Here is a 26648-nt window from a genome sequence, read left to right on the forward strand (position 1 = left end):
GCTTCTCTCTGATGTATATTTCTTTTTATAAACAATAAAAATTTTATCACGATACTCCAAAATTACAATAAAAAAGTATTGGGAAAATTAGAGTATCGGAGTGTTTTTTGTTAAGATGGAAATTAGAGCTTTAACGGAAAGGAAGGATGCCGTTTGGAACAAAGAGAAACAAAGGAAAAAGCCATTCTGGTCGGCTGCCAAATCGATGATGACGACCTAAGGTTTCAATATTCAATGGATGAGTTAGGGTCCTTAACGGAAACGGCACAAGGAGAAGTATTGGCTTCACTTGTCCAAAAGAGAGACCGTCTTCATCCAGCAACGTACATAGGTAAAGGAAAAGTGGAAGAATTATCAGCGCTTGTGGCCGAATTGGAGGCTGACTTGGTCATTTTTAATGATGAGCTTTCTCCAAGTCAGAAACGGAATTTAGCTTCCGCAATTGAGGCGCGTATCATTGACCGCACCCAGCTGATTTTAGATATTTTTGCACAAAGAGCCCGTTCTAAAGAAGGTAAGCTTCAGGTAGAGCTTGCCCAGTTACAATATATTCTGCCGCGTTTGGCTGGACAGGGTACGGCATTGTCACGTCTTGGCGGGGGAATCGGAACAAGAGGCCCAGGGGAAACGAAACTGGAGTCAGACCGCCGTCACATCCGCCGCCGTATCGATGACATCAAAGGCCAGCTTTCGGTGGTCGTGCAGCATCGCGAGCGTTACCGCGAACGCAGGAAGAAAAATAAAGCTTTTCAGGTTGCGATTGTCGGTTATACGAATGCTGGGAAATCGACGCTTTTTAACCGGCTTTCAGAGGCGGATTCATATGAAGAAAACCAGTTGTTCGCCACGCTCGACCCAATGACTCGAAAGCTGATTTTGCCAAGCGGCTTCTTGTCTTTAATTACTGACACCGTTGGATTCATTCAGGACTTACCGACCGCACTGATTGCCGCCTTTCGCTCAACTCTCGAAGAGGTAAAGGAAGCTGACCTATTGCTTCATGTCGTCGATATGTCGAATCCGGACTATTTTCAGCATGAAAAAACGGTTAATAAACTTCTTGAAGACTTGGATGTCAAAGATATCCCGCAATTGACCGTTTATAATAAACGGGATATCAAGCATCCTGATTTTGTTCCGACCGCTGACACGCCGACAGTGTTCATCAGCGCTTATAATGAGGAAGACCGTCATGCGTTAAAGGTAAAAATCGAGCAGCTTGTCGTGGGCATGATGGAACCATATGAAGTAATGGTGCCTTCTACAGAAGGAAAGCTCTTGTCGCAATTAAAAAATGATACGATTCTCAGGGAACTTACGTTTGATGAAGAAACTCAAGACTACCGCTGCAAAGGGTATTCCCTAAAGGATCATCAAATAACAGGCCAATTACAGAAATTCAATGATTAAAGGGAGTTAACAGCATGTTTCAACACTTGAAAAATGGGGAAAAGCTTCAGCCGATTGTAAAGGAAGTCGAAAAACAAATTGCTGAAGTCCATAAGACTATAGAGGAACGCATTGAATCCAATCAGTACCGAGTTTTACAAAGCTTTCAAAAGCACCGGGTAAGTGATTCTCACTTTATTCCTTCTACTGGTTATGGTTACGACGATATCGGCCGCGATACGTTGGAATTAGTGTATGCAGATGTTTTCGGCGGCGAGGCCGGGCTAGTTCGCCCACAGATTATTTCGGGGACTCATGCCATTTCAATTGCGTTGTTTGGTGTGCTTCGCCCCGGCGATGAACTTTTGTATATTACAGGAAAACCTTATGATACCCTTGAGGAAATCGTCGGAATCCGCGGGAATGGAGTAGGTTCCCTAAAGGAATTTGGAATTTCCTATGACAGCGTTGCATTGACCGATGAAGGCGGGATTGATTGGGAAGGAATCGCTCGAAAAATCAAACCAAATACGAAAATGATTGGCATCCAGCGTTCCAAAGGCTACGCGGTCCGACCATCGTTTACGGTTGATGAGATTGGCGAAATGATTAGTTTCGTCAAGGAAATCAAGCAGGATGTCGTCGTATTTGTTGATAACTGCTATGGGGAATTTGTAGAAGAGGTGGAGCCTTGCCATGTCGGGGCTGATTTAATGGCCGGCTCCTTGATTAAGAATCCAGGCGGCGGCCTTGCTAAAACCGGCGGCTATATCGTTGGGAAAAAACAGTGGGTGGAAGCCTGTTCTTATCGGATGACATCTCCGGGAATCGGTGCCGAGGCTGGGGCTTCTCTTTATAGTTTGCAGGAAATGTATCAGGGCTTTTTCTTGGCGCCACATGTGGTCGGGCAGGCTTTGAAGGGTGCTGTTTTTAGCGCTGCCATGCTAGAGCGGCTAGGGATGAATTCTTCTCCACGTTGGGATGCGCGGCGGACGGATCTAATCCAATCTGTTCAGTTTGATGACCGGGATAAAATGGTCGCTTTCTGCCAGGCCATCCAATTCGCCTCACCGGTGAATTCTTATGTGACTCCGCATCCAAGCTACATGCCTGGCTATGAGGATGATGTCATTATGGCCGCAGGAACCTTCATTCAAGGTGCAAGTATTGAACTGACAGCAGACGGCCCAATCCGCCCTCCATATGTCGCTTATGTGCAAGGCGGCTTAACCTATGCCCACGTGAAAATGGCTGTATGTTTAGCTTTGGATCATTTGGTTGAAAAAGGGTTACTGGATTTGGAATAGGGAAAATTGTATAGGACTTATATGAGCCCGAACGCTCGAAAGAAAGGTTGATTGGGTAGTATATGGGTCTTATATGAGCCCGAACGCTTGAAAGGATGGCTGGTTGGGAAGCATATAGGACTTATATGAGCCCGAACTTTTGAAAGAATGGCTGGAACGGTAGTATATGGGGCTTATATGAGCCCCGAATTCTTGAAAAATCACCGGTTGGGTAGGGTAAAGCCTTATCTGTGGGCAGATTGGCGAATTAGGCGGCTTCATAAGACCCGAAGCAAAGAAGATATTACCAATTCAGTCGTTATGAACGCTTCATAACACCCGAATCAAAAAGAAAAATCCCAATTCAGTCGTTATGGAGGCCTCATAACGCCCGAAACAAAGAAGATAATACCTGTTCAGTCGTTATGAGCGGCTTCATAACGCCCGAAGCAAAGAGGGCAACCCCAATTCAGTCGTTATGACCGCTCCATAACTCCTCTACCAGAGAAATCCGATTGGGTTCGGTCGTTATCAATGAATCATCACTCCTCTTGCCAGGGTTTACAGTCAAAAATTACGATTATAAGAAACTATTAAAAAACCATGTTAGATTATCTTACATATCATTGACATATTTCCTAACACCAAATATAATACAAATATAAATTAGCAAAAGGGAGGAGAAAATTGGTGAGTGGAAAAGAAATTCGCCGATCAATGCCATTGTTTCCCATCGGTACAGTGATGCAGCTGACCGAACTTACCGCCAGGCAAATTCGCTACTATGAAGAACACCAATTGATATCTCCGGCACGTACGGAGGGAAACAGGCGACTTTACAGCCTAAATGACATTGACAGGCTGTTGGAAATAAAAGACTTAATTGACCAGGGAATCAATATGGCTGGCATTAAGCAGTTATTATTGGTCAAAGAACAGCAAGAGTCGCTGCTTGAACAGCAAGCGAAAAGTGCAAAGCGCGAGGTTACCGATGATGAGCTGAGGAAACTTCTTCGCAATGAACTGATGCATTCAAACAGACTGAATCGTTCGTCATTGAGACAAGGAGATCTTTCACGCTTTTTTCATTAATTTTTAATAAAATTGGAGGAATTGCAAATGCCGAAGTACACAAAAGAAGATATTCAACGCTTGGCTAAAGAAGAAAACGTTAAATTTATCCGCCTTCAGTTTACTGACATTCTTGGAACCATCAAAAACGTGGAAATTCCAATCAGCCAGTTAGAAAAGGCGCTTGATAACAAAATGATGTTTGACGGCTCCTCTATTGAAGGATTCGTACGTATTGAAGAATCTGATATGTACCTATATCCAGACTTAAACACTTGGGTAGTATTCCCTTGGACTGCTGAAAAAGGAAAAGTTGCCCGCCTAATCTGTGATATTTACAATTCTAACGGAACACCATTCTCCGGTGACCCGCGCAGCAACTTAAAGCGTGTATTAAAAGAAATGGAAGAGCTTGGCTTCACTGATTTCAACCTTGGACCTGAGCCGGAATTCTTCCTATTTAAATTAGACCAAAAAGGCGAGCCAACTTTGGAATTGAACGACCAAGGTGGATACTTTGACTTAGCTCCTACAGACCTTGGCGAAAACTGCCGCCGTGATATCGTACTTGAGCTTGAAGAAATGGGCTTTGAAATCGAAGCTTCCCACCACGAAGTGGCTCCAGGCCAGCACGAAATCGATTTTAAATATGCAGATGCTCTTACAGCATGTGACCAAATCCAAACTTTCAAGCTTGTTGTAAAAACCATTGCCCGCAAGCACGGTTTGCATGCAACCTTCATGCCAAAGCCATTATTCGGCGTAAACGGTTCAGGAATGCACTGTAACGTTTCCTTATTCAATAATGGTAAAAATGCATTCTTTGAGCCAACAGGCGACCTACAAATGAGCGATACTGCACGTCAATTTATCGCTGGTGTGCTAAAGCATGCACCATATTTCACAGCAGTTACCAACCCAACTGTTAACTCTTATAAGCGTTTGGTTCCAGGTTACGAGGCACCTTGTTATGTAGCATGGTCTGCACAAAACCGTTCACCGCTTGTTCGTATCCCTGCTTCTCGCGGCTTGAGCACACGGATTGAGGTTCGCAGCGTGGACCCTGCAGCAAACCCATACCTAGCATTGGCTGTTATTTTAAAAGCAGGTCTAGATGGTATCAAAAACAAATTAACTCCTCCAGCACCAGTTGACCGTAACATCTATGTTATGACGAAGGAAGAAAGAATCGAAGAAGGCATCATCGATCTTCCAGCAACATTGGCAGCAGCACTTGAGCTATTGAAATCAAACGAAGTTATCGTTTCTGGCTTAGGCGAGCATATCTTCGAACACTTCGTGGAAGCAAAAGAGATTGAATGGGATATGTTCCGTACTGTCGTTCACCCTTGGGAACGCGAACAATATATGAGCATGTATTAATATGATGAAAACCCCTGACGCTAGACGTTAGGGGTTTTTTGCTATTTTTTTGTTTGAGATGGGAAAGATAAAAAAAGAGAGCGTTTAATCTTAACTTTTTGGTCAGGGGTAGGAGACTATCCATTCAAAGTTAAAAAGGTAATCCCAATCCAATTAAATTAAAAAAAGCCCAATCAAAATACAGATTGGACTCTGGGAAATCTATTAACTAATGAATCTGCCGATAAACCCCAATAACTTTCCCCAAAATGGTAACATTGTTTAAAATGATTGGATCCATCGTAGAGTTTTCCGGCTGCAGGCGGATGTAGTCTTTCTCCTTGAAGAATCTCTTACAGGTAGCCTCGTCTTCTTCGGTCATCGCAACAACGATATCCCCGTTGTTAGCAGACGGCTGTTGCTTGACAATAACGTAATCCCCGTCAAGAATCCCTGCTTCAATCATACTTTCTCCCATGATTTCAAGCATAAAGACATTCTCGCTAGAAGGAGCAAGTCTTTCAGGAAGAGGAAAGTATTCCTCAACATTTTCAATGGCCGTAATCGGCAGTCCGGCAGTAACTTTACCGACAACTGGGACATTTACAACATGGTTTCGTGGGATATGAGCAGCTTCATCCGCTTCTAGGATTTCGATAGCCCTTGGTTTTGTTGGATCTCGTCTAATTAAACCCTTGCTTTCTAATCTGGCTAAATGCCCATGTACAGTAGAACTCGATGCCAGTCCGACTGCTTCGCCAATTTCCCGAACAGATGGCGGATATCCCTTTGTTTTCACTTCTCCTTTTATGAAATCAAGGATATCCTGCTGCCGCTTTGATACTTTTACCATGATAAATTACACCTCGCCTGGTTAATGTTGTCTTTATTATAACATGTTCGCATAATTTATACAAACATAAGTTCGAATAAAGCTTGACAACAAACAAACGTTCGGATTATAATCAAATCAAATAAAACGAACATACATTCTAATCAGGGGTGTTTTTAATGAAAAAAATATGGAACCAATACTCGTACGCTATTATTCTTCTATTATTAAGCTGCTCATTAGCATTTGTACTAGCATTTCAGCAAAGTCCGAAAAATCAGGATAAATATTTGAAAGTGACTGTAACAGACGGAGACACACTATGGGAAATTTCTCAAAAGTATGCAGGCGAGCATTCATTATCGAACAAGGAATTCGTCAACTGGGTGAAAAAACATAATCGCGATGTAGGGGATGAAATTTTTCCAGGTGAAGAAATTTTAATACCGGTTAGTAATGAGGCTCCCCCAGAAAGGGAATTAGCAAGTGCATTAGAGAAATAGGAAGGACCTAAAAAATGAACGCAATCATCTATTGCCGCGTAAGCACGAATAAGGAAACGCAGGAAACATCATTGAGACGCCAGGAAGACGAGCTTGTCCAGCTCGCCAACCGTTATCAATTCCATATCGATTCAATTATTAAAGAGCAGGCGAGCGGCTATGATTTCGACAGAGATGGTATCCTGCAGCTTTTAGAGCGCATTAAAGATAAGCAAGTCCAAGCTGTCCTGATCCAGGATGAAACAAGGCTCGGCCGAGGGAATGCCAAGATCGCCATCCTGCATTGCATTTTAAAAGAAGGAATTAAACTATACAGCATTTCGCATAATGGTGAATTGCAGCTTTCCGAATCGGATTCAATGGTGCTAAAAATCGTCAGCATGGTGGAAGAGTACCAGCGCAAGCTTCATAATGTAAAAATAAAACGCGGCATGAAGCGGGCAGTTGAACAAGGCTATAAGCCGGAAAAAAATTTAAAGAATCTAGGCGAACATTCGGGCCGGGATAAAATTGAAGTGCCTGTCCTAGAAATCGTCAGGTTGAGAAAAAATGGCCTGACCTTTTCAGAAATTGCCGCAACATTAAGGGGCTTTGGTTATAACATTTCGAAAGCCACTGTACATAGAAGATACCAGGAATTCATTGAAGAGCAGGAGGAATAAACCTTCATCCTTGCCAGGTGAATTCTTTTCTAGTACAATCTTGTCTTAATGTTAGCAGTTTTTTTGGAAAGGAATGTACTTGAATGCTATCCAAGGAAAAAATGGCCAGAATCAACGAATTGGCAAGGAAAAAGAAAGCGACGGGTTTAACAGAAAAAGAAGCAAAAGAGCAGTCATCACTTAGAAGTGAATATTTAGCTACTTTTCGGTCGCAAATGCTGGATACCCTGACAAATACAAAAATAATTGATCCACTTGGGAATGACGTTACACCTGAGAAAATAAAAATCAGGAAAAAAAATAATCTTCATTAATGAATCTGGGAATACAATTTATTTGTATTCCTTTTTACATATACTGCGCTTACATGTGTCAAAATAAATAATAAAGTGAATTTTGCTGCAAAATAAGTAGTAATTTGTTGAATAAAAATCCACAGCACTATAATATTAAAGTTGTTTGTATTTTCCGAAGAAGGAAGGTTGTAAAAAGATGTTTAACACAATTGATGATTTATCTGTCACCACGATTCGTACGCTTTCAATTGATGCTATCGAGAAAGCAAACTCTGGACACCCTGGAATGCCGATGGGTGCCGCTCCAATGACTTATACATTATGGACAAGATTTATGAACCACAACCCAAAAAATCCACATTGGTTCAACCGTGACCGTTTCGTATTGTCCGCAGGTCATGGCTCTGCATTGCTATACAGCATGCTTCATTTATCCGGCTATAATTTATCCATGGATGATTTAAAGCAATTCCGTCAATGGGGAAGCAAAACTCCTGGACATCCTGAGTATGGTCATACTGAGGGAGTAGAAGCAACGACTGGTCCGCTTGGTCAAGGTATTGCAATGGCAGTGGGAATGGCTATGGCAGAACGTCATGTTGCTAGCGTTTATAACAAAGACAAATATGAACTTGTGAATCATTTTACATACAGTGTTTGTGGAGACGGCGACTTAATGGAAGGCGTATCTGCTGAGGCTGCATCACTTGCCGGCCACCTAAAGTTAGGTCGTTTAGTCGTATTATATGATTCAAATGATATTTCCTTGGACGGAGACTTGAATAAATCTTTCTCTGAAAGTGTGAAGGACCGCTTCCAATCTTACGGATGGCAATATCTTCGCGTTGAAGACGGCAACAATTTCGAAGAAATCGCTAAAGCACTTGAAGAAGCAAGAAATGATTTAGACAGACCAACCATGATTGAAGTAAGAACAGTGATCGGTTACGGTTCACCTAACCGTGCCGGCACATCTGGTGTTCATGGCTCACCACTTGGTGCAAATGAGCTAAAGCTTACCAAAGAAGCTTATAAGTGGACTTTCGAGGAAGACTTCCATGTTCCACAAGAAGTTTACGACAACTTCCAAAAGCTAATCGTTGAAAATGGTGAGAAAAAAGAAAAAGAGTGGAACGACATGTTCGCTCAGTATAAAAACGAATATCCAGAGTTGGCAAGCCAGCTAGAACAAGCATTAAATCATGAACTTCCAGAAGGCTGGGATAAGGATGTTCCGGTTTACACTGAAGGAAAAGGGCTTGCAACTCGTGCTTCTTCAGGTGAAGCCTTAAACGGCATCGCTAAAAACCTGCCGATTTTAATTGGCGGTTCTGCTGACCTTGCTGGTTCTAACAAAACAATGCTTAAAGGGACAACTGACTTCATGCCAGGCGCATATGAAGGCCGCAACATCTGGTTCGGTGTTCGTGAATTTGCTATGGGCGCTGCCATGAATGGTATTGCTCTGCATGGCGGGGTTAAAGTTTTTGGAGGAACATTCTTTGTATTCTCTGATTACCTTCGTCCGGCAATTCGCCTTGCCGCATTAATGGGGCTTCCTGTTACCTATGTATTTACACACGACAGTATCGCAGTTGGGGAAGATGGACCAACTCACGAACCAATCGAACAGCTTGCGGCATTACGCGCAATGCCAGGTCTGTCACTGATCCGTCCTGCTGATGCCAATGAAACAGCAGCAGCTTGGAAGCTTGCGGTTGAATCAACAAACAAGCCGACAGCTCTAGTATTAACTCGTCAGGACTTACCAACATTAAAAGACACAGATAAAAACGCATATGATGGAGTTTCTAAAGGAGCATATGTTGTTTCCCCAGCAGGAAATAATACTCCAGATGCCCTATTGCTAGCAGCTGGATCCGAAGTAAGCCTTGCAGTGGAAGCACAGAAAGCACTTGCTGGAGAAGGAATCCAGGTTTCTGTTGTCAGCATGCCATCATGGGATCGCTTCGAACAGCAATCTCAAGAATACAAAGAGTCTGTCCTTCCAAAGAGCGTGAAGAAGCGTCTTGCTCTGGAAGTCGGAGCATCCTTCGGCTGGCACAAATATGCTGGTGATGAAGGTGACGTATTGGCCATCGATCATTTTGGAGCATCTGCACCAGGTGAAAAAATCATGGAAGAATTCGGATTTAGTGTGCCAAACGTCGTGGCTCGTGTGAAAGCACTTTTACAAAAATAATCAAATGACGAGAGAGAGCGGGAATTTCGCTCTCTCTTTTTTATATGTCAGCTTCTAGCGAAATAAATAACTGATATAACACTCAAATTGCAAATCGACAAAATTAGTGAAAGTTTTTGCCGCGATAAGACAAATGTTTCCTGAGCGATTCTTTATAATAGATAAAAGGATTGTCAGCGGAGGAGAGGTTGGAATGAGGAAATATCAGCTTTATTTAATAGAAGATGAATTTGCCACCCATTACTTCGGACGAGAACGGTTGTTTTTTCAACTATTCCAAGAACATCAGCACGCACGGGGCGAGCTTCAATTTATTACAAAAAAACAAATTGCCTATATAACAAAGAAAATAGAAGTATTAAAAATCCATCAGCTGATTCAAAGACAGCTTGGAAAAATAAAGGGCTTTAAAGCAGACCATGGTGCATATACGATCGATCTTAGTGGAAAAATAAGTAGGGCAAAATTGGAAGTCTACCAGGATTTAATCTCGCTGGAGGCACATGGAAGCTATGAAGCGGAGACAGCGTTTTTTGAAGTGCTGAGAAAGTGTGAATCCTCCTTTTTGGCGATTGACCTAGAACATGAGCGGTTTGGCTGGTTAAAGCCAATTAAAGAAAGAAAATATGTCTAATTAAAATCGAATATTGTCTAATTTCGTTTTATTTAGTACACTGTTGTATGGTAGACAACATGAAGGAGGAAGTTATTATATGATGTACGTTCTAGTTGGTATACTGGCACTTGTCGCTGGTGTAGCACTAGGATTTTTCATTGCTCGCCGTTATATGATGAGCTATTTAAAGAAAAATCCGCCAATCAATGAGCAAATGCTTAAAACCATGATGATGCAAATGGGTATGAAGCCTTCACAAAAGAAGATCAACCAAATGATGCAAGCCATGAATAAGCAAACTGGCAAGTAACACGTTGATATATCAAGGTTAGTCAGATGGTTGAGAGCAATTTTTAAGAATCGGATAAGTTTACGACTTAATCCTTCATCATAAATTCTTATAAAATTGCTTAATCCTTCAATATTTCAACACAAAACCACTTTTCTATTTGGAAGCTTAACCAAAGGAAGGTGGTTTTTTTGTTATTAGAGGATGTAATTAAAGTCTTCGGGACAAGTTTAGAAGGTTCTTAATATTTAAATGGGGTTTTTTACAAACTGGCTTATTATTTTACTTTTTAGATGCTTGCTTTTGTTATCGAAGCGTGTTACACTAGTAAAGAATTATTTTTGTTCGGTGTAAAGGATAGTATAAGGAAAACTTTTCGTCTTGATGATCACTGAGAGCAAGGATAGTATTACATTGTGTGTTTACACATTTCAGGAGGCAACAAAAATGGAAAACGGTAAAGTAAAATGGTTTAACAGCGAAAAAGGTTTCGGATTCATCGAGCGCGAAGGTGGAGACGATGTATTCGTTCATTTCTCAGCTATCCAAGGCGAAGGTTTCAAAACTTTAGAAGAAGGTCAAGCAGTAACTTTCGATGTTGAGCAAGGACAACGCGGACCTCAAGCAGCTAACGTTCGTAAAGCTTAATTAAACCAAAAACAAAACAGGCTCTGTAAAGGGTCTGTTTTTTTTATGCATAAAAAAAAACCCCTATTCACGAATGAATAGGGTCATGAAAACAGTAAATCAAATGGTAAACCAAGTGTAACATATAATCTTGAAATTACCTAGTTTTTTCGGAAATTTGTTGATAAGTACACTCATCATAGCGTTGAGTGTCTTTTTTATTGCGTTAAAGCGTTAATTTCCTAATCTTCCTTATTTTAGAAAAATTTGATAAAATAAATCTTCGTCAGGCTAAATATTTTTTACCAGTAATGAACGGTACATGATTTTAATCCGTTTGGGGGAGGTCATATGAAGGTTTTTTTGGAGCTGGGCTGGTTTTTTAAACAAGAGAAAAAAGCATACATATCAGGGGTTTTCTTTTTACTAGTAGTGGCTTTGCTGCAGCTGGTTCCGCCAAAAGTCATCGGAATTGTGGCTGACCATATAAATGAAGGGACGATGACGAAAGGACAACTTACGGAGTGGGTTTTTGTGCTTGTTGCTGTCGGACTTGCTACCTACATCCTAAGATACTATTGGCGGATCATGATTTTTGGATCCTCAGTAAAGCTAAGCAAAATTCTAAGAAATCGTTTATATCATCATTTTACAAAAATGTCCCCTGCCTTTTATCAAAAAAGCAGGATTGGGGATTTAATGGCACATGCAACCAATGACCTTCAGGCTATCCAGCAGACTGCAGGGGCAGGGGTTTTGACTTTAGTAGATTCATTGTCAACCGGCGGTTTTGTTATTCTGACAATGGCCTTTACAATCAGCTGGAAATTAACGCTCATTTGTTTAATCCCGCTGCCGATTATGGCGATACTGACAAGCTGGTTTGGGACTATGCTGCACAGAAGCTTTCATAAAGCCCAGGAAGCTTTTTCATCGTTAAATGATAAAACGCAGGAAAGCATTACAGGAATAAAGGTCATCAAGACATTCGGCCAGGAACAAGAGGATATTGAAGACTTCAGAAAACAATCAGATGATGTCGTTAAGAAAAATATTGTCGTCGCCAAAATCGATTCCCTCTACGACCCGACTATTTCCATCATCGTTGGAATTTCCTTTTTCCTATCCATTGTATTCGGTGCCAAGTATGTGCTGAATGGCGAGTTAACGATTGGTGAATTAATATCTTTTACTACCTATTTAGGTTTATTAATCTGGCCGATGCTGGCATTCGGATGGCTATTTAACATTGTGGAGCGCGGCCGGGCTTCCTATGACCGTGTTGCAAAGCTCCTTGGCGAAAAGGTCGAAATAACCGATCATGAACAAGCGACGGACTTGGTACCATGTGGTGATGTAGAATATCGAATCCATGAATTTACGTATCCGGGCGAATTACAGCCCATTCTTAAAGATATTCAGTTTAGATTAAACAAAGGGGAAACTTTAGGGATCGTTGGAAAAACAGGCGCGGGAAAAACAACACTATTAAAACTCTTGATTCGCGAGTTTGAAGGTTACAAGGGGGAAATCCTCTTTGGCGGTAGGGCTTTGCAAGATTATAAACTGGAAAAATTAAGAGAAGCCATTGGTTATGTACCGCAGGATCATTTCTTATTCTCTGCTACAGTTGCTGAGAACATTGCCTTCACGAATCCATCAGCACACCGTGAAGAAATTGAAATGGCAGCAAAATTAGCGAATATCCATGAAGATATTCTCCAGTTTACGGACGGATATAGAACAATTGTCGGCGAGCGGGGAGTATCGTTATCAGGCGGACAAAAACAGAGAATTTCGATTGCCCGGGCACTCCTGATGAATCCAGAACTGCTGGTGCTGGATGATTCCTTATCAGCTGTTGATGCAAAAACGGAGGAAGCGATTCTTTCCGCGCTTAAGGAAAATCGTGAAGGGAAGACAACCATGATTACGTCCCACCGATTAAGCGCCATTCAGCACGCCAACCTCATCCTGGTTTTGGAAGACGGAAAAGTCATTGAACGAGGCACACATGAGGAATTGATGGAGCAGAATGGCTGGTATCAGGAAATGTATTTACACCAGCAGCTAGAAGAGCTGGTCGAGCATGGGGGACATTAATATGGAAGAAAAAGTTCAATTATCGGAACGCGAACAAAGAAAAGTCTTATTCCGTCTCCTTTCCTATACAAAACCACATAAAAAGACGATTATGCTTGCCTTCGTCCTGCTGCTGTTAACAACAGTGGGGGATATTGTTCTGCCGATTCTGGTCAAAATCTTCCTGGACGATTATTTGACACCGGGGAATCTTGAGTTTAAGCCGTTGTTGCTGCTTGGCTCTTTGTATATGGGAATCCAGATTGTGAAAGCTATTCTCTTATTTTTTCAATTGGTAAAATTTCAGGAGATAGCCTTATATATCATCCAGCAGCTTCGAATCGATGTTTTTTCAAAAGTGCAGGCATTAGGATTGAAGTATTTTGATAAAACACCTGCGGGGAGTATTGTCTCACGGGTTACCAATGATACGGAAGCGATTAAAGACATGTTTGTCACGGTGCTGGCAACTTTTATTCAGAGCGGTTTTTTGCTGTTTGGTATTTTCATAGCCATGTTTATCTTAAACGTGAAGCTAGCCTTGATGTGTGTGATTATTATTCCGATTCTTATTTTTGTCATGGCTCTATACAGAAAGATGAGCTCGCGATTTTACTTGGATATGCGGGAGCGGCTCAGCCAGTTGAATGCCAAATTGAGCGAATCACTTCAGGGTATGGCCATTATACAGGTCTTTCGGCAAGAGAAGCGCCTGCGAAATGAATTTGGAGACATCAATGAAAAGCACTATAACGCGGGAATGAAAAATATAAAAATAGACGGCTTGCTGTTAAGGCCCGCTATTGATTTAATTTATATTTTTGCCTTAATCATCGTATTAAGTTACTTTGGGATTACTTCTTTTGATACTAGTGTGAAAATAGGTGTTATTTACGCCTTTATCAATTATCTGGATCGTTTCTTTGAACCGGTGAATCAGATGATGATGCGCCTGTCATTATATCAGCAGGCGATTGTGGCAGGATCTCGAGTATTTAAATTGCTCGATGAAGACAGCTTGGCACCTGCCCAGAAAGAGGAAGGTGCAAGCCAGATTGAAAAAGGAAAAGTAGAATTTAAGAATGTGAGTTTTTCCTATGACGGAAAACGCGATGTCTTAAAAAATATTTCCTTTGCTGCTAACCCAGGTGAGACGGTTGCGTTAGTCGGGCATACGGGAAGCGGGAAAAGCTCTATCATCAATCTAATGATGCGGTTTTACGAATTTGACCGCGGTGAAATCTTAGTCGACGGGGAATCCATCCGTAACTATTCAAAGGCTGAGATACGCAAGAAGCTAGGCCTAGTCCTTCAGGATCCGTTCTTGTTTTACGGGACGGTAAAGGATAATATTCGTCTTCATAATATCGACTTGACTGACGAGCAAATTGAAGAGGCTGCCCGGTTTGTTCAGGCCAATACGTTTATTGAAAAGCTTGAGGATGGCTATCAGCATAAGGTGGTCGAGCGAGGCGCCACTTTCTCAAGTGGTCAGCGGCAGTTAATTGCCTTTGCAAGAACGATTGCGGCGAATCCGAAAGTTTTGGTTCTTGACGAAGCGACTGCCAATATTGATACAGAGACGGAGGAAGCAATCCAGACGGCCCTGTCAAAAATGCGTAAAGGCCGGACTACCATCGCAATTGCCCACCGTCTATCCACCATTCAGGATGCCGATTTAATCCTAGTCCTGCATCAAGGCGAAATTGTAGAGCGTGGGAACCATCAGGAGCTTCTGGCGCAAAGGGGACTCTATCATAAAATGTTCCTGCTGCAAAACGGGATGGTAGAAAAAATGGAGGATGTCATCAACTAGAAGAGTAAACAAATAAAAGAAGCCTGGGCAGCCAGGCTTCTTTTATTTGTATGTTTATTGAGCAACAAATGATGATGGGACTTTTGCTATATATGCTCGATTATATTCATTTATTAAGTGGTCGAGCTCCTGACTGTAGCGAATGGCAATAGAGGAGGTTAAACCGTTTTTGGTCGCAACTTTATAAAGTTCAGCACGCTTTTTTTCAATTAAAGTAACTATATCTTGTTTAACCACGGCTGATATCCTTTCTGGAAAAGTCCCGAAATTTTACTTAAAGGTCTGACTTCTAAACTATTAAATGGAAACTGTTTTACTAGTATAACCTAAGTTGTAAATTATTTCAAAGATAATTTGTAAATAAATATCCATCTAATTGACGATATTTGCTTAGTTCAATGATAGACACAAAATATTCATGATAATCATTATCTTTTAGCCTTAAGTTTTGTTAGAATGAAAGGGTATCGACTATGGTAGGAGTGTTAATATGGCAGATGTAAATTTATTTTTAGCGCTGGGGGCAGGGTTTTTAAGCTTCATTTCTCCATGCTGCTTACCGCTTTATCCTGCGTTCTTGTCGTATATTACGGGGATGTCAGTGGGTGAATTAAAAAGCGAAAATGCGATGCTGACGAAACGGAGCCTATTACATACATTATTTTTCCTGATTGGTTTTTCCGTTATTTTTATTGCGATTGGTTTTGGTACATCATTCGTTGGCAGCTTCTTTCAGGAATACAAGGATTTAATCCGGCAGCTAGGCGCCATATTTATCGTTTTCTTCGGATTAGTAATTGTCGGCATTTTAAATCCCGAATTTTTGATGAGGGATCGCCGCTTTGAATTTAAAAACCGTCCATCCGGTTATATTGGATCGATATTAATTGGGATGGCGTTCGCAGCTGGATGGACCCCTTGTACTGGTCCGATTCTGTCATCGGTTATTCTGCTTTCTGCGTCCAATCCAGGTTCAGGCGTTTTATACATGACGGCCTATTCGCTAGGCTTTGCGATTCCGTTCTTCATTTTATCATTCTTTGTCGGCCGGATGAATTGGATCAAGAAACACAGCGTTAAAATTATGAAAATAGGCGGCACCTTAATGATTATCATGGGGGTTATGCTTTTCTTTGACTGGATGACAAAAATTATTCAAATCGTATCCCCACTTTTCGGCGGGTTTACAGGATTCTAATGACTTCATGAAACCATTTTTGATTTTGTTAAAAATGGTTTCCTTTTTTTGTATAGGTTTCCTTGTGCATTCAATTTTTCCACGAGGATAACAGTAAAAATCTTTATCCATTTTCATAAATATGAAGTATAATGGGAAAGTAAATTATAGGGTAAGGAATGAATCCAATGAATTACGTTGTTCTTTCAACTATCGGCGCTGTCTTTATGGGCTTCTTAGCATTTTTTGTACGGATGAAAGCTGCCGCAAAGCCAACCAATGTCAAAAAAATTATCTTACCGCCAGTATTTATGTCGAGCGGGGCATTAATGTATGTGGTTCCTCAATTTAGATTAACACCAATGGAAATACTCGAGGCTGTTGTGGTGGGAATGTTTTTCTCGATATTCCTCATTAAAACATCGAAGTTCGAGATTCGTGACAATGATATTTATTTGAAGAGGTCAAAAGCGTTTGTATTTATATTAGTCGGGCTGTTACTGATTCGGATCGTTTTGAAATCCATTCTAAGCAGCACCATTGACGTCGGCCAATTAAGCGGTATGTTCTTCCTGCTGGCGTTTAGTATGATTGTGCCTTGGCGTGTTGCGATGTATCGATCTTATAAGAAGCTTTATAAGGAACTTCATGGGATAAAATTTTTGTAATTTATGGAACACTGGCTTTTAAGGGCCGGTGTTTTTCTATTTTAATAGAGGTCTATGTGTCTGAAAAGGGTAATGAGGTGAAGGCATGGTCACGTAGATGAGTTCTACGTGACCAAAAAGGGTGAAGGTTTCAAGGAAAGGTTACGTAGAAGAGGTCTACGTGCCCGAAAAGGGTGAAGGTGATAAGGAAAGATCACTTAGAAAGGTTCTACGTGCCCGAAAAGGGTGAGGAGGCGAAGGAAAGGTCACGTAGGAAAGTTCTACGTACCCGAAATGGATGAAAGTGTGAAGGAATGGTCACGTAGAAGGTTCTTCGTGTCTGAAAAGGTAAATGTGGTCGGAAATGGTTACGTATAAAAACAAAAAACCGTTCCTAAGAACGGCCTAAAATAAATGCTCATATGGAGCAACATCAATTTTATTTTCAAATAGCTTTTTCCGTAAGAACTTGTGATCCCGTTTAGGAGTGGCCTGGATATAGCCGCGGATGACCAATTCTTCGGTTATCCTTGGAGCCTTTTCATTAAGGGCAATCTCGCCGATTTTTCCCGCAATTTTGTGCCGTGCTACATCACGGAATAATTCTGGAACAGGGCTGACTAAATCCTCAAGCAGCGATTTTTCCTCAGGCCCCCATAAATGGCGGGTTTCATTAACGTAATGCTCCTCCCAATCCATAACTGATTTCCCATCTTCTTTTGGCATCTTTTTTAAGAACTTTCGAAACATAAAATATCCACCAATAGAAAATGACCCTATTAAAAAAAATGTCCAAAAAAGGATAAACCACAAAAACCAACCTTGAAGTTGAAACATGTTATTTCACCTACATAAACGTTATATTCAACCTTCATTATAGACGGTTTTTAAGGGAATTGACAAGTTATCATAAAACGCCGATAATGGAAAAATCTATTTGATAAGCTATTTGTTAAAGTTCCTTCTATTTAAAAAGTTGTCGAAAAAATGACAATGGGGTTCAATTTATTGAATAATACTATATTTCAATGTAATATAGTAATACGAACAAGGTAATTAAAAAGGTTTACCTATATTACGGGGATGGATGGGGTACTGGTGTCCTCCACAGTCTTCAAAACTGCTTGAGACCTGCGTGCCAGGTCTGGTGGGTTCGATTCCCACGCATTCCCGCCAAATTAACATTTTCAAAGTAACACTGAAAAAGTGTTCACACATATTCCCAAACCGATTTCGACCAGGCTCACGAAAGACTGTGTTAGGCTGATTATGAAAAAACGTTTTTAGACTGATACATAAAACCGTTCAACCTCTTACGTAATTTTTATTATGGAAGGGGTTTTTTATTTTGCGTCAAAGACAATTTAAGACGGGTGAAACGTGAAGCAAAATCAGTAAATGTGGTTGCTTATGCTTTTTCCATTTCGGAGATGTTTGAGCAATTCATGTTAATCAAAAAAGGAGAGGGATTAGCCAAAAGAATGATTAAGAAATATTATAATAACTTTCAATACTTCATGGAGTACATTGGTCGTGTATTATTATCAGCAAGAGAAATGACCACCGAGGTTTTTACTGGTTGGATTAGTTACATGTGTGAAGAACTGGATTACTCTCCTGCAACCGTAAATATACAGGTTAGAATAGTGAGGTCATTTTTACGATACATCTAAGAAGATAATCATTGGATTTAAGAACCTATTCACAAACGCCTTAAGCCGATCAAAGCACCTATTGATAATGTTGAAGCTTTTATTCTCGAGGTGTTTAAACGGTTAATTGGTGCAATTGATGAATCAACGGACACTGGGTTTAGAACTAAAGTTATTTTAATGTATTATTAGATACAATGGTTCGGATATCGGAATTAGTCGATATTAAAAGAAAAAATGTATACCATTCAGTTAAAAGCGGCAAATACGAAAATAAGTATTGCCCGCAATGATCCAATATCGGCAAAAACAGCGAAATTACTAAGTGAGTATATAGCTGTAACAGATGATTTTGAAAATGAATATGTGTTTTTAACTTATGAAGGAAAACACATGAGTGAGGCTACTGTAAGGGATAACATGAGGCTTTATGGATATGTTGCATGTATAAATAACAAACGATGCAGTCCGCACACTTTGGGCATACAGTCGCACTGTTCTATATTCTTAAAGGTGGCGATCCATTCAGTTTGTAAAGAATACTCGGTCATTCCTGTATGAATATGGTACGGAGATATGTGCAAATGACAAACATGGATATTCAGAATTAGCATAATATCCATTCACCACTAAATTATGTATTCAATAAAAAGTAAAAAACAAACGTTTAGAAATATGAGGGAGCAGTAACATGGCTGTGGATAGAACAAATCAAACAACTTCAAGGTAAACATGCCATCAAATAGAAGAAACTTTACTGTACCTATGAAAACTAGATGATAGTAAAGCCTCCCGAGGACTACCGTTATACAAAAGAAGACCTTGAATATCTCGAAGTTATGCAAACCATTAAAGATGAGATTCGGGTTTATGAAGAAATGTATGGTGATGTGGTATGAAACACATGAAACTTGATACCGTTTTGGGACATGGGACTTAGAAAGGTACAGCAAAAGAAATTATAAATGAATATGAACATAAGAAGCAACGAGAACGCAAGGAATGGGAGAAGCTATTTGAGGAAGGACAGCCCTCTGAATGGAAAAAAAACACAAACAATGCAATTGTAGTGTTTCATAGAATTAGATACGGGCATGTTGAAAGGGAGAACTCTTAATTGAGGGTCTCCTTTTTTTATGTATGTTGGAACGAATGATTAAATAGATCTTCTATTTGACCTTATAACTAACCTTACTTATGTAGTAGTATCAACTAAACTTACAGACTCAGGTTAATTCAAAAAGGGATTAATAAAAAATATGGCGAATATTATAAAAAGAGGAAAATTTTTAAATTTAGGGTAATTTGAATGTTAGCTAGTCCAAATAAAATTGCTATTAACAAGATTAAGGGGTGAAGATATGGGTGGAAGAGATGGGGCAAGAGGTTATTTATATCAATCTATCGTAACGGTAATAGACTCATTATCAGACCAATTATGGGAGAAAGTGACACTTGAGCCAGCTACAAATGATGAGAAAATTGACATGCTGTGGGAATACCCTGAATGTGTAAAAAAGGTCACACAGGTTAAATCCACTAAAGGTTCAATTGGGAGCGGGAAAATCAAAGAAATCCTAAACTCAATGATTAAAGATGAGCCGGATGCTGAAGAGTATGAATTGGTCATAGTTGGAAAAATTTCAAAAGGAGCTGAAATTTTAAAGGAACAACTCGACCAAGCAGTTTTTTCAGCGGAAGATTCCATTTTCGAAGGTTTAAGAGGATATCTAAATAAAATAAAGATTAGGGTAGAAGATTTTTCTATATCATCTATGGAGTCAACTATCTATAAGCATGTGGACAAATTTTTCTTTGCCAATTCTCCAAGTATAATAAATCCTGATGTTAAAGAAATTTACGTAAAAGCACTAATTTGTCAATTTATTACCTTTTCCACTGAGGGTCGAACCCTTACGAGAGAGGATCTAAATAAAGTCGTTACTCTTAAAGGGGATAATAATAATTGGAGGTATTTGGACATTGAGTCAATCGTGCATTACACTGTTTATTTAGTGGATAGGTTTCATGATGCAAATCTTGAAGAAAAAATGAAAATCATTAAGATGTTCGGACAGTTAGAAGAAGTTTTTTGCAGCAGAGAAGGCGAACAGTCTGATATTTATAATAAGGCTATGGTTTTTAAAAACAATCATCTCACAATCTACAGGAACCTCGAGGATTTAAGTATTGAAGAAGGAAAAGCTTATTTAGATAACTTAGGAACCGATGGGATATACATATACACTGTCAGAGAAATTCTTATTATAATTGCTTCCATGCTAGCAATCTTATCTCCTTCCTATCGAACTAAAGGTAAAAATGGAGAGATTATGATGAAGGACATTGATGACATTGATAATGAAGCAATTATGCGGTTTGATAAACGGTTCTCTAAAAGAGAGTTTATGATAGAGGCAATAAGAAGAGGTTATATGCAATCTTATTATGATGGTATTTGGCATAATCCCCCTTCGTTACCTGTTTGGTAGAGTACAACTATAAAGATAAGTACGTAACTCTGAGCATTACTAGTTATTAAAAAATCCTTCCTTCGGAGATTTCCTTCACTTTAGGAGCATTGCTCTTAACAAACACTATCACAAAATAGCATTAATTATTATACGGATTTCACCTCCATTTTCCACACATGTCGGTGTAATAGAAAATCACTAACCGACTCGTTTTTGAAGTGAAGAACAGAGATGTAAAAAACTAATAAATGCTGTAGTTTTTAAAAGCAGGTTTCAGAATTCGGTTTAGTTATTAATTGTCTTAGTAGGCATGAACAAAGAATTAGAAATGACATAGATAATGGTGTAGGTATTTTAGAGTATTTAGTACCTTTGGAAAGAACTGATATAGAACCTTTTGAAATAACAAAAACTGAGAACGAGCAAATTATCAAGTCAAGAATTGGTCAATTTGCTTTTAAAAAGGCACTTTTAGTGATTGATAAAAAATGTAAGTTATGCGGTATTTCAGATGAAAGATTCTTAGTAGCAAATCATATAAAACCATGGAGCAGCTCCAATAATCTAGAGAGGCTAGATGTCAATAATGGCTTGCTTTTATGTCCAAATCATGATGCTTTATTTGATTAGGGGTACATAAGTTTTAATGATAGCGGTTTGATTTTGATTTCTGATAGTTTGGATATGGAAACAAAGGTGTTTCTAAATATCAATGAATATTTGAAAATTGAAATGAGTGAGGTTCAAATACAATATATGAAATGGCATAGGGAAAATCTCTTTGCAGTTAGAAGAGAGAAAAATAAATATTAAAACAGGGAGAGTAGCCATGACACCTAAATTTGATTGGACTAAAATACATACTAAGACAAATGAAGCGTTAGAGGATGAATTTAAAAACATTAGGAATATCGTTATCAATAATGACCCTAAATATTTAATCCCAGAACTAACTCTATATTATTATATTTCCTTAAACAAGGGATTGATAGATGCGGGATATTTTGAATATTTATGTGGGTTAATAATCTCCGTAGGACAAAAAGAAGATTACAAAAATCAATTCTCTTCTGATTCTATGGGAAATTTGATTAAAAGTCTAAATAATTTTTTTGAGAATTGGATATTTTCGAATCTAGCTCGTAAGGTTAAAGATCTTGAGGATGGGAAAGAAAAGGATAAACAATTTCTTATTGCCTCAATTGCTACAGACTATGTATTAAATGGTGGAGAAACAAATTATGAACTTCTAAAAAGCCAAGTAATTGATTTATTTGATTCATCTAAGGATTGGTTGGAGGAAAATGAAGGATTTAATATCATACAAGCTTTCCAAATTATTGAGGCAATTATGGTTTTATATAAACAAAGGTTAACCAAGTTTAAAGATGACACTCTTACTTCAGCACGAAACTTTATGAATTTAAAGCACCATCTTATTTGTCAGAAAAATTCTCATAGTGAGGAAGAACTGGAGTTTAAAAGATTATATGAGGATGAAGAGAGTAGAAAGGATTTATTAGCTTATTTTGTAAACAATGAATATAAAAATGCAGAAAAAAAAATTCTTTTGATAACAGTTGACGAATTGATTGAATATACACCTGAGATTAATCAAACAGCACTAAACTATTTCATTCAGAGATTTTCATCGTCTATTGGTGGAGAACAGTCCCCAAACTTTAAATATCCAACTGATAATAATCCTTTTAGGGAAAAACCAATATTAAAATTTGGTGATAAGTTTATTATTCCAAATATCTTGAGTCTAGTTTGGGCAATGCAAAATGAAATAGAGAGCGATATATTGGCGGACGACCAATACAGGGAAATATATACGGATAAAAAGGGAAAGTATCTTGAAGAACAGGTCAATAAAGTGTTTGGACAGATTTTACCAGAGTCTCAAATATATAGTTCTTTATATTATGATGTTGTTGAGGATGGCGAAGAGAAGAGATGTGAGTTGGATCATTTAATTATATACGATTCAAATATCTTTTTAATTGAATCAAAAAGTGGTAGGTTTTCAAAACCTGCTAGAAGAGGGGCTTTTCTTAGATTCCAATCAAATATTGAGGATAATATTGAGAAAGCTTTTGAACAAGCAAGTAGAACAAGAAAGTATATTCAAGAAAACGACAATCCGATTTTTACCGACCGAAATGGAAGAGAAATTTTTACATTAAAGAATAAAGAAGATTATTTTAATTTGTTTCTGATTAATACAACACTTGATAATTTTGGGGAAGCTGCAACCAAATTACATGAGCTAAGTAACATTGGGGTGTATAGGTATAAGGAATATCCTTGGTCAGTGAATTTAAATGATTTAAAGAAGATAGCAGAATTTATTGAATTTCCGAGTCAATTTCTTCACTATGTGCATAGACGATTAAAAGTAAATAATCGTATTCAGGTAAAGTCAGTTGTTAATTCCTCAAGTGAACTTGATTTATTTTACAACTATCTTGTACAAAATTTGTTTTTTGATGACATAACAGGCAACGATATAATTATATTAGAGACGGGTGGAGAAGCCTTTCTAAATGATTATCTCAGTAATCCCGAAAAAATAGAAAAACCGAAACAAATACTTTCTGAAGAAATTAGTACAATTATTAAAAGGTTAGAACAAAACAAAGAATTTGGGCATTCTTATATCATAATGAAATTATTAGAACTTAATTCAGAAGCTAGACAGAAATTAGAAAATTCTATTCATGAAGTACTTAAAAAGTCAAATGAACATAGTGGGAAAAATGTAGAAGTAATACTTCCAACAGAATCAATGTCAGATATTAATTATTCAGAGTTTGGAATTAGCATTATTGCTTGTAATTCATCTTTTTTAAATCATGAGAACTGGTTAGTACGGTGTTACGCACGAATGTATGAACATAAAAGCTCTAATTGGTTAGGACTTTTAAAATACACTGACCTTGACTCTGGTAAAAAAATAGACTTAGTTTTAATGTTGGCTCGAAAAGAGCCACTTGATCATGATCAAGTTTATGAAGAAATCCTCAATCAAATCGGTAGGACAAAATAATATTAAGTAAAAAATGAGGTGTTTTAAGAGTTTATTTCCGTTTTAAAAAATGAAAAAACCAATATATGAGGGGAGAAAAGAGGTGCTTGTAACCTTCTTTTTTTCTCTCTCCTATTGATCCCACGTTCATTTCCATATGGAGGACACCTCATCATATGTATCATGATGAAATTTCGATTTAATTCATTTTTACTGAATTAAGATGTGCAACAAGTAATGAGTTCGATTCCCACGCATTCCCGCCACTAAGTCAATTGTATCAAGGGTATTAGCAGATATACTTTGATTAAGTTTATACATATTCCTTCACAGTTTTACAACTATCTACTGCAAGACTGTAGAGGACTTTCCTTCAACCTCCGAATAATTTTTTATCGGAGGTTATTTCTATGCAAACGAATGAAAAGTTTAAACTGGTAAGGTAAGAGAAGGTAGCAAAAAGAAAACAAATAATGATATAAATATCCAGAAATTGCTTCTAAAATGAAACCTAAGCATTAATTTTTCTGTATAATATAGGAAGATGGTATTAAGGAGGTTTCCACTGTGGCATACCAACTTGAAGCAGCGCTTGAGAAAAAATTACATAAGCAACTTGTTAATTTAGGCTACAAAGCGGTTAGCATTCCAGACTATGATGCACTATTAGCCAATTTCAAGCAACAGCTCAATGCATTCAATGAACATAAGTTAAATGGGCAACCATTATCTGATATAGAATTTAAGAGAATTCTTACCTTAATAGAAGGCAAAAGCATATACGAATCGGGAAAAATCTTACGTGATAAGCTCCTGATTGAGCGTGAAGATGGTACGCAATTATATGTAGAGCTGCTTAACACAAAAGAATGGTGTAAAAACCTTTTTCAAGTCACGACTCAAACAACGGTGACTGGTAAATACACAAACCGTTATGATGTGACGATCCTCATTAACGGTTTGCCGCTTGTTCAAATTGAATTAAAAAGACGAGGGCTGGACTTTAAAGAGGCTTTCAATCAAATCCAACGCTATCGTCGTCATACATTTCCAGGCTTGTATCGCTTCCTGCAAATTTTTGTTGTCAGTAATGGTGTCGATACAAAGTACTTTTCCAACTCTGACTATGACATTCAATTTGGATTCACATTCTTCTGGAGTGATGAGAGGAATGAACTGATTACCAACTTACAAGATTTCGCCGGTGCATTCATGAAGCCTTGCCATCTTGCGAAAATGATTGGTCGTTATATGGTCATTAATGATAGTGACAAGGCTTTAATGGTCATGCGGCCTTACCAAGTATATGCAGTTGAAGCACTTGTCCAGCGGGCAACCGAAACCAACAACAACGGCTACATTTGGCATACAACCGGTTCTGGTAAGACACTTACTTCTTTCAAAACTGGGCAAATTTTAGCTGATGAGGAAAGTATTAAAAAGGTATTCTTCCTTGTGGACCGCCAAGATCTGGATAGCCAAACAATTGCAGAGTTCAACAAGTTCCAAAAAGGAGCGGTTGACCGCACCGACAAAACCGAAATACTAATAGAACAAATACAAAATCCAATGAAGCGATTTATCGTGACAACGATTCAAAAAATGAACAATGCGATTAAAAATCCTAAATATGCAAAAGTGATGGAGCCCTACAAACAAGAGCATGTGGTGTTTATCATTGATGAATGTCATCGAAGCCAATTTGGAGATATGCGCAAAGAAATCGATCATCATTTCAAAAATGCACAGTACTTTGGCTTTACGGGAACGCCACGCTTTGCCGAGAACAAGAGCCAAGATGGACGGACAACAGCCGACCTATTTGAAAAATGCTTGCATCATTACTTAATTAAAGATGCGATTCGTGATGGGAATGTACTTGGTTTTTCAGTAGAATATATTCGTACCTTCAATGCCAAGATTGATGAAAATGACAAAACAAAGGTACAGGCTATCAATACAGATGAGGTATGGCATGATGAACAACGCTTAAACCTTGTTGCCGACCATATCCTGGAAAATCATATACGCCGATCAAAAAGTAAAGGCTATTGTGCCATGTTTGCGGTAGATTCGATTCCAACTCTAATCAAGTACTATGACATCTTGAAAAACAAGAACCACGAATTAAAAATTGCTGGCATTTATTCATATGGACAAAATGAGGAAAGTTCTGGAACAGAAGAGCATTCTCGAGAAGCATTAGACCGGATGATTACGGATTATAACAAAATGTTCGACACAGACTTTTCTACAGAAACATGGGACCGTTATTTTTCTGATGTATCGAAAAAAGTGAAAAATGCCCAAATCGATATTTTGTTGGTTGTAAAAATGTTCTTAACTGGATTCGATAGTAAGCCCCTCAATACACTCTATGTTGATAAGAACATGGTGTATCACGACTTGTTGCAAGCTTATAGCCGGACAAATCGTGTAGAGAAAGCAACGAAGCCATACGGAAATATTGTTTGCTATCGAAATTTAAAAGACAATACGGATGATGCCATTAAGTTATTCTCCCGAACAGACAATGTTGACACTGTTCTAATGGGTAGCTACGATGAATACTTGAAGGCGTTCAAAGAGGCTGTGAAAAATTTACGAAACATCGCCGTCATCCCAGAAGAAGT

At 38.8% G+C, this 26648-nt stretch carries 25 protein-coding genes and 1 tRNA gene; 23 read left to right on the forward strand and 3 right to left on the reverse strand.

Translation table 11 applies throughout. The annotated features are described in order from the left end of the window. Positions 1–153 precede the first annotated feature (153 nt). The 4 genes from hflX (at position 154) to glnA (ending at position 5129) form a co-directional block, all read left to right on the forward strand. The gene (gene hflX / locus ACNQGS_RS23895; RefSeq protein ID WP_491489503.1) at positions 154–1410 is read left to right on the forward strand and encodes a GTPase HflX; all 1257 of its coding nucleotides are present in this window, start codon (positions 154–156) and stop codon (positions 1408–1410) included. 14 nt (positions 1411–1424) lie between these two features. Continuing rightward, entirely contained in the window at positions 1425–2696 is a 1272-nt protein-coding gene (locus ACNQGS_RS23900; protein WP_491489504.1) for a methionine gamma-lyase family protein, read from the forward strand. 696 nt (positions 2697–3392) lie between these two features. Further along, positions 3393–3767 (forward strand): MerR family transcriptional regulator, encoded by a 375-nt coding sequence (locus tag ACNQGS_RS23905; RefSeq protein ID WP_213141293.1) that lies wholly within the window; start codon positions 3393–3395, stop codon positions 3765–3767. Positions 3768–3794: 27 nt separating this feature from the next. Further along, positions 3795–5129 carry a type I glutamate--ammonia ligase gene (gene glnA, locus ACNQGS_RS23910; protein WP_491489505.1) on the forward strand — a complete coding sequence of 445 codons (1335 nt, stop codon included), beginning with the start codon at positions 3795–3797 and terminating at the stop codon, positions 5127–5129. A 208-nt stretch (positions 5130–5337) separates the two neighbouring features. Here the strand turns inward: glnA and lexA are convergent, their stop codons facing one another. Further along, positions 5338–5961 (reverse strand): transcriptional repressor LexA, encoded by a 624-nt coding sequence (lexA, locus tag ACNQGS_RS23915; RefSeq protein ID WP_213140668.1) that lies wholly within the window; start codon positions 5959–5961, stop codon positions 5338–5340. Between the two features lie 158 nt (positions 5962–6119). On the opposite strand from lexA, the gene yneA reads away from it, so the two are divergent. From yneA to ACNQGS_RS23960, 9 genes are all read left to right on the forward strand, one after another. Further along, positions 6120–6443 (forward strand): cell division suppressor protein YneA, encoded by a 324-nt coding sequence (gene yneA, locus ACNQGS_RS23920; RefSeq protein ID WP_491489506.1) that lies wholly within the window; start codon positions 6120–6122, stop codon positions 6441–6443. A 14-nt stretch (positions 6444–6457) separates the two neighbouring features. Next, positions 6458–7105 (forward strand): YneB family resolvase-like protein, encoded by a 648-nt coding sequence (locus ACNQGS_RS23925; RefSeq protein WP_491489507.1) that lies wholly within the window; start codon positions 6458–6460, stop codon positions 7103–7105. A gap of 83 nt (positions 7106–7188) precedes the next feature. Further along, positions 7189–7419, forward strand: coding sequence for a DUF896 domain-containing protein (locus ACNQGS_RS23930; RefSeq protein WP_491489508.1), 231 nt, complete (start codon positions 7189–7191; stop codon positions 7417–7419). A gap of 178 nt (positions 7420–7597) precedes the next feature. Beyond that, positions 7598–9604 carry a transketolase gene (gene tkt, locus ACNQGS_RS23935; RefSeq protein WP_491489509.1) on the forward strand — a complete coding sequence of 669 codons (2007 nt, stop codon included), beginning with the start codon at positions 7598–7600 and terminating at the stop codon, positions 9602–9604. Positions 9605–9797: 193 nt separating this feature from the next. Beyond that, a complete protein-coding gene (sirA, locus tag ACNQGS_RS23940) occupies positions 9798–10238 on the forward strand; it encodes a sporulation inhibitor of replication protein SirA (protein ID WP_213140663.1) in 441 nt (146 codons plus the stop codon). Positions 10239–10317: 79 nt separating this feature from the next. Then, positions 10318–10530, forward strand: a complete 213-nt coding sequence (locus ACNQGS_RS23945; protein WP_213116217.1) for a YneF family protein — start codon at positions 10318–10320, stop codon at positions 10528–10530. A gap of 426 nt (positions 10531–10956) precedes the next feature. After that, positions 10957–11157 carry a cold-shock protein gene (locus ACNQGS_RS23950; protein WP_213116216.1) on the forward strand — a complete coding sequence of 67 codons (201 nt, stop codon included), beginning with the start codon at positions 10957–10959 and terminating at the stop codon, positions 11155–11157. Positions 11158–11487: 330 nt separating this feature from the next. Further along, positions 11488–13239 carry an ABC transporter transmembrane domain-containing protein gene (locus ACNQGS_RS23955; protein WP_491489510.1) on the forward strand — a complete coding sequence of 584 codons (1752 nt, stop codon included), beginning with the start codon at positions 11488–11490 and terminating at the stop codon, positions 13237–13239. Between the two features lies 1 nt (position 13240). Next, positions 13241–15034 (forward strand): ABC transporter ATP-binding protein, encoded by a 1794-nt coding sequence (locus tag ACNQGS_RS23960; protein WP_491489511.1) that lies wholly within the window; start codon positions 13241–13243, stop codon positions 15032–15034. A gap of 54 nt (positions 15035–15088) precedes the next feature. On the opposite strand, the gene ACNQGS_RS23965 is transcribed toward ACNQGS_RS23960, so the two are convergent. Then, positions 15089–15271: a Spo0E family sporulation regulatory protein-aspartic acid phosphatase gene (locus ACNQGS_RS23965; protein WP_491489512.1), complete on the reverse strand. Its 183-nt coding sequence runs from the start codon at positions 15269–15271 to the stop codon at positions 15089–15091. 253 nt (positions 15272–15524) lie between these two features. Between ACNQGS_RS23965 and ACNQGS_RS23970 the strand changes: the two genes are divergently transcribed. Both ACNQGS_RS23970 and ACNQGS_RS23975 read left to right on the forward strand, forming a co-directional pair. Further along, positions 15525–16232: a cytochrome c biogenesis CcdA family protein gene (locus ACNQGS_RS23970; protein ID WP_491489513.1), complete on the forward strand. Its 708-nt coding sequence runs from the start codon at positions 15525–15527 to the stop codon at positions 16230–16232. Between the two features lie 167 nt (positions 16233–16399). Beyond that, positions 16400–16879 (forward strand): CcdC family protein, encoded by a 480-nt coding sequence (locus tag ACNQGS_RS23975; protein WP_491489525.1) that lies wholly within the window; start codon positions 16400–16402, stop codon positions 16877–16879. 384 nt (positions 16880–17263) lie between these two features. Here ACNQGS_RS23975 and ACNQGS_RS23980 read toward each other — a convergent pair whose 3' ends face one another. After that, on the reverse strand, positions 17264–17695 hold the full coding sequence (locus ACNQGS_RS23980; protein WP_491489514.1) for a DUF2621 domain-containing protein: 432 nt from the start codon (positions 17693–17695) through the stop codon (positions 17264–17266). Between the two features lie 242 nt (positions 17696–17937). Between ACNQGS_RS23980 and ACNQGS_RS23985 the strand changes: the two genes are divergently transcribed. From ACNQGS_RS23985 to ACNQGS_RS24020, 8 genes are all read left to right on the forward strand, one after another. Next, positions 17938–18034: transfer RNA gene (locus tag ACNQGS_RS23985), tRNA-Sec, on the forward strand. 197 nt (positions 18035–18231) lie between these two features. Next, complete coding sequence (locus ACNQGS_RS23990; protein WP_491489515.1) at positions 18232–18531, forward strand: hypothetical protein; 300 nt, start codon at positions 18232–18234, stop codon at positions 18529–18531. A 216-nt stretch (positions 18532–18747) separates the two neighbouring features. Continuing rightward, positions 18748–19071 (forward strand): hypothetical protein, encoded by a 324-nt coding sequence (locus tag ACNQGS_RS23995; RefSeq protein WP_491489516.1) that lies wholly within the window; start codon positions 18748–18750, stop codon positions 19069–19071. Between the two features lie 215 nt (positions 19072–19286). Continuing rightward, positions 19287–19409, forward strand: coding sequence for a hypothetical protein (locus ACNQGS_RS24000; protein ID WP_491489517.1), 123 nt, complete (start codon positions 19287–19289; stop codon positions 19407–19409). A gap of 462 nt (positions 19410–19871) precedes the next feature. Next, positions 19872–21002 (forward strand): hypothetical protein, encoded by a 1131-nt coding sequence (locus ACNQGS_RS24005; RefSeq protein ID WP_491489518.1) that lies wholly within the window; start codon positions 19872–19874, stop codon positions 21000–21002. A gap of 354 nt (positions 21003–21356) precedes the next feature. Beyond that, positions 21357–21614, forward strand: coding sequence for an HNH endonuclease (locus ACNQGS_RS24010; RefSeq protein ID WP_491489519.1), 258 nt, complete (start codon positions 21357–21359; stop codon positions 21612–21614). Between the two features lie 151 nt (positions 21615–21765). Beyond that, entirely contained in the window at positions 21766–24036 is a 2271-nt protein-coding gene (locus ACNQGS_RS24015) for a nuclease-related domain-containing protein (RefSeq protein ID WP_491489520.1), read from the forward strand. A gap of 546 nt (positions 24037–24582) precedes the next feature. Then, a partial coding sequence (locus ACNQGS_RS24020; RefSeq protein WP_491489521.1) for a type I restriction endonuclease subunit R occupies positions 24583–26648 on the forward strand: 2066 nt, incomplete at its 3' end.

The sequence above is a fragment of the Neobacillus sp. PVCKKU3 genome (genome assembly GCF_058323225.1).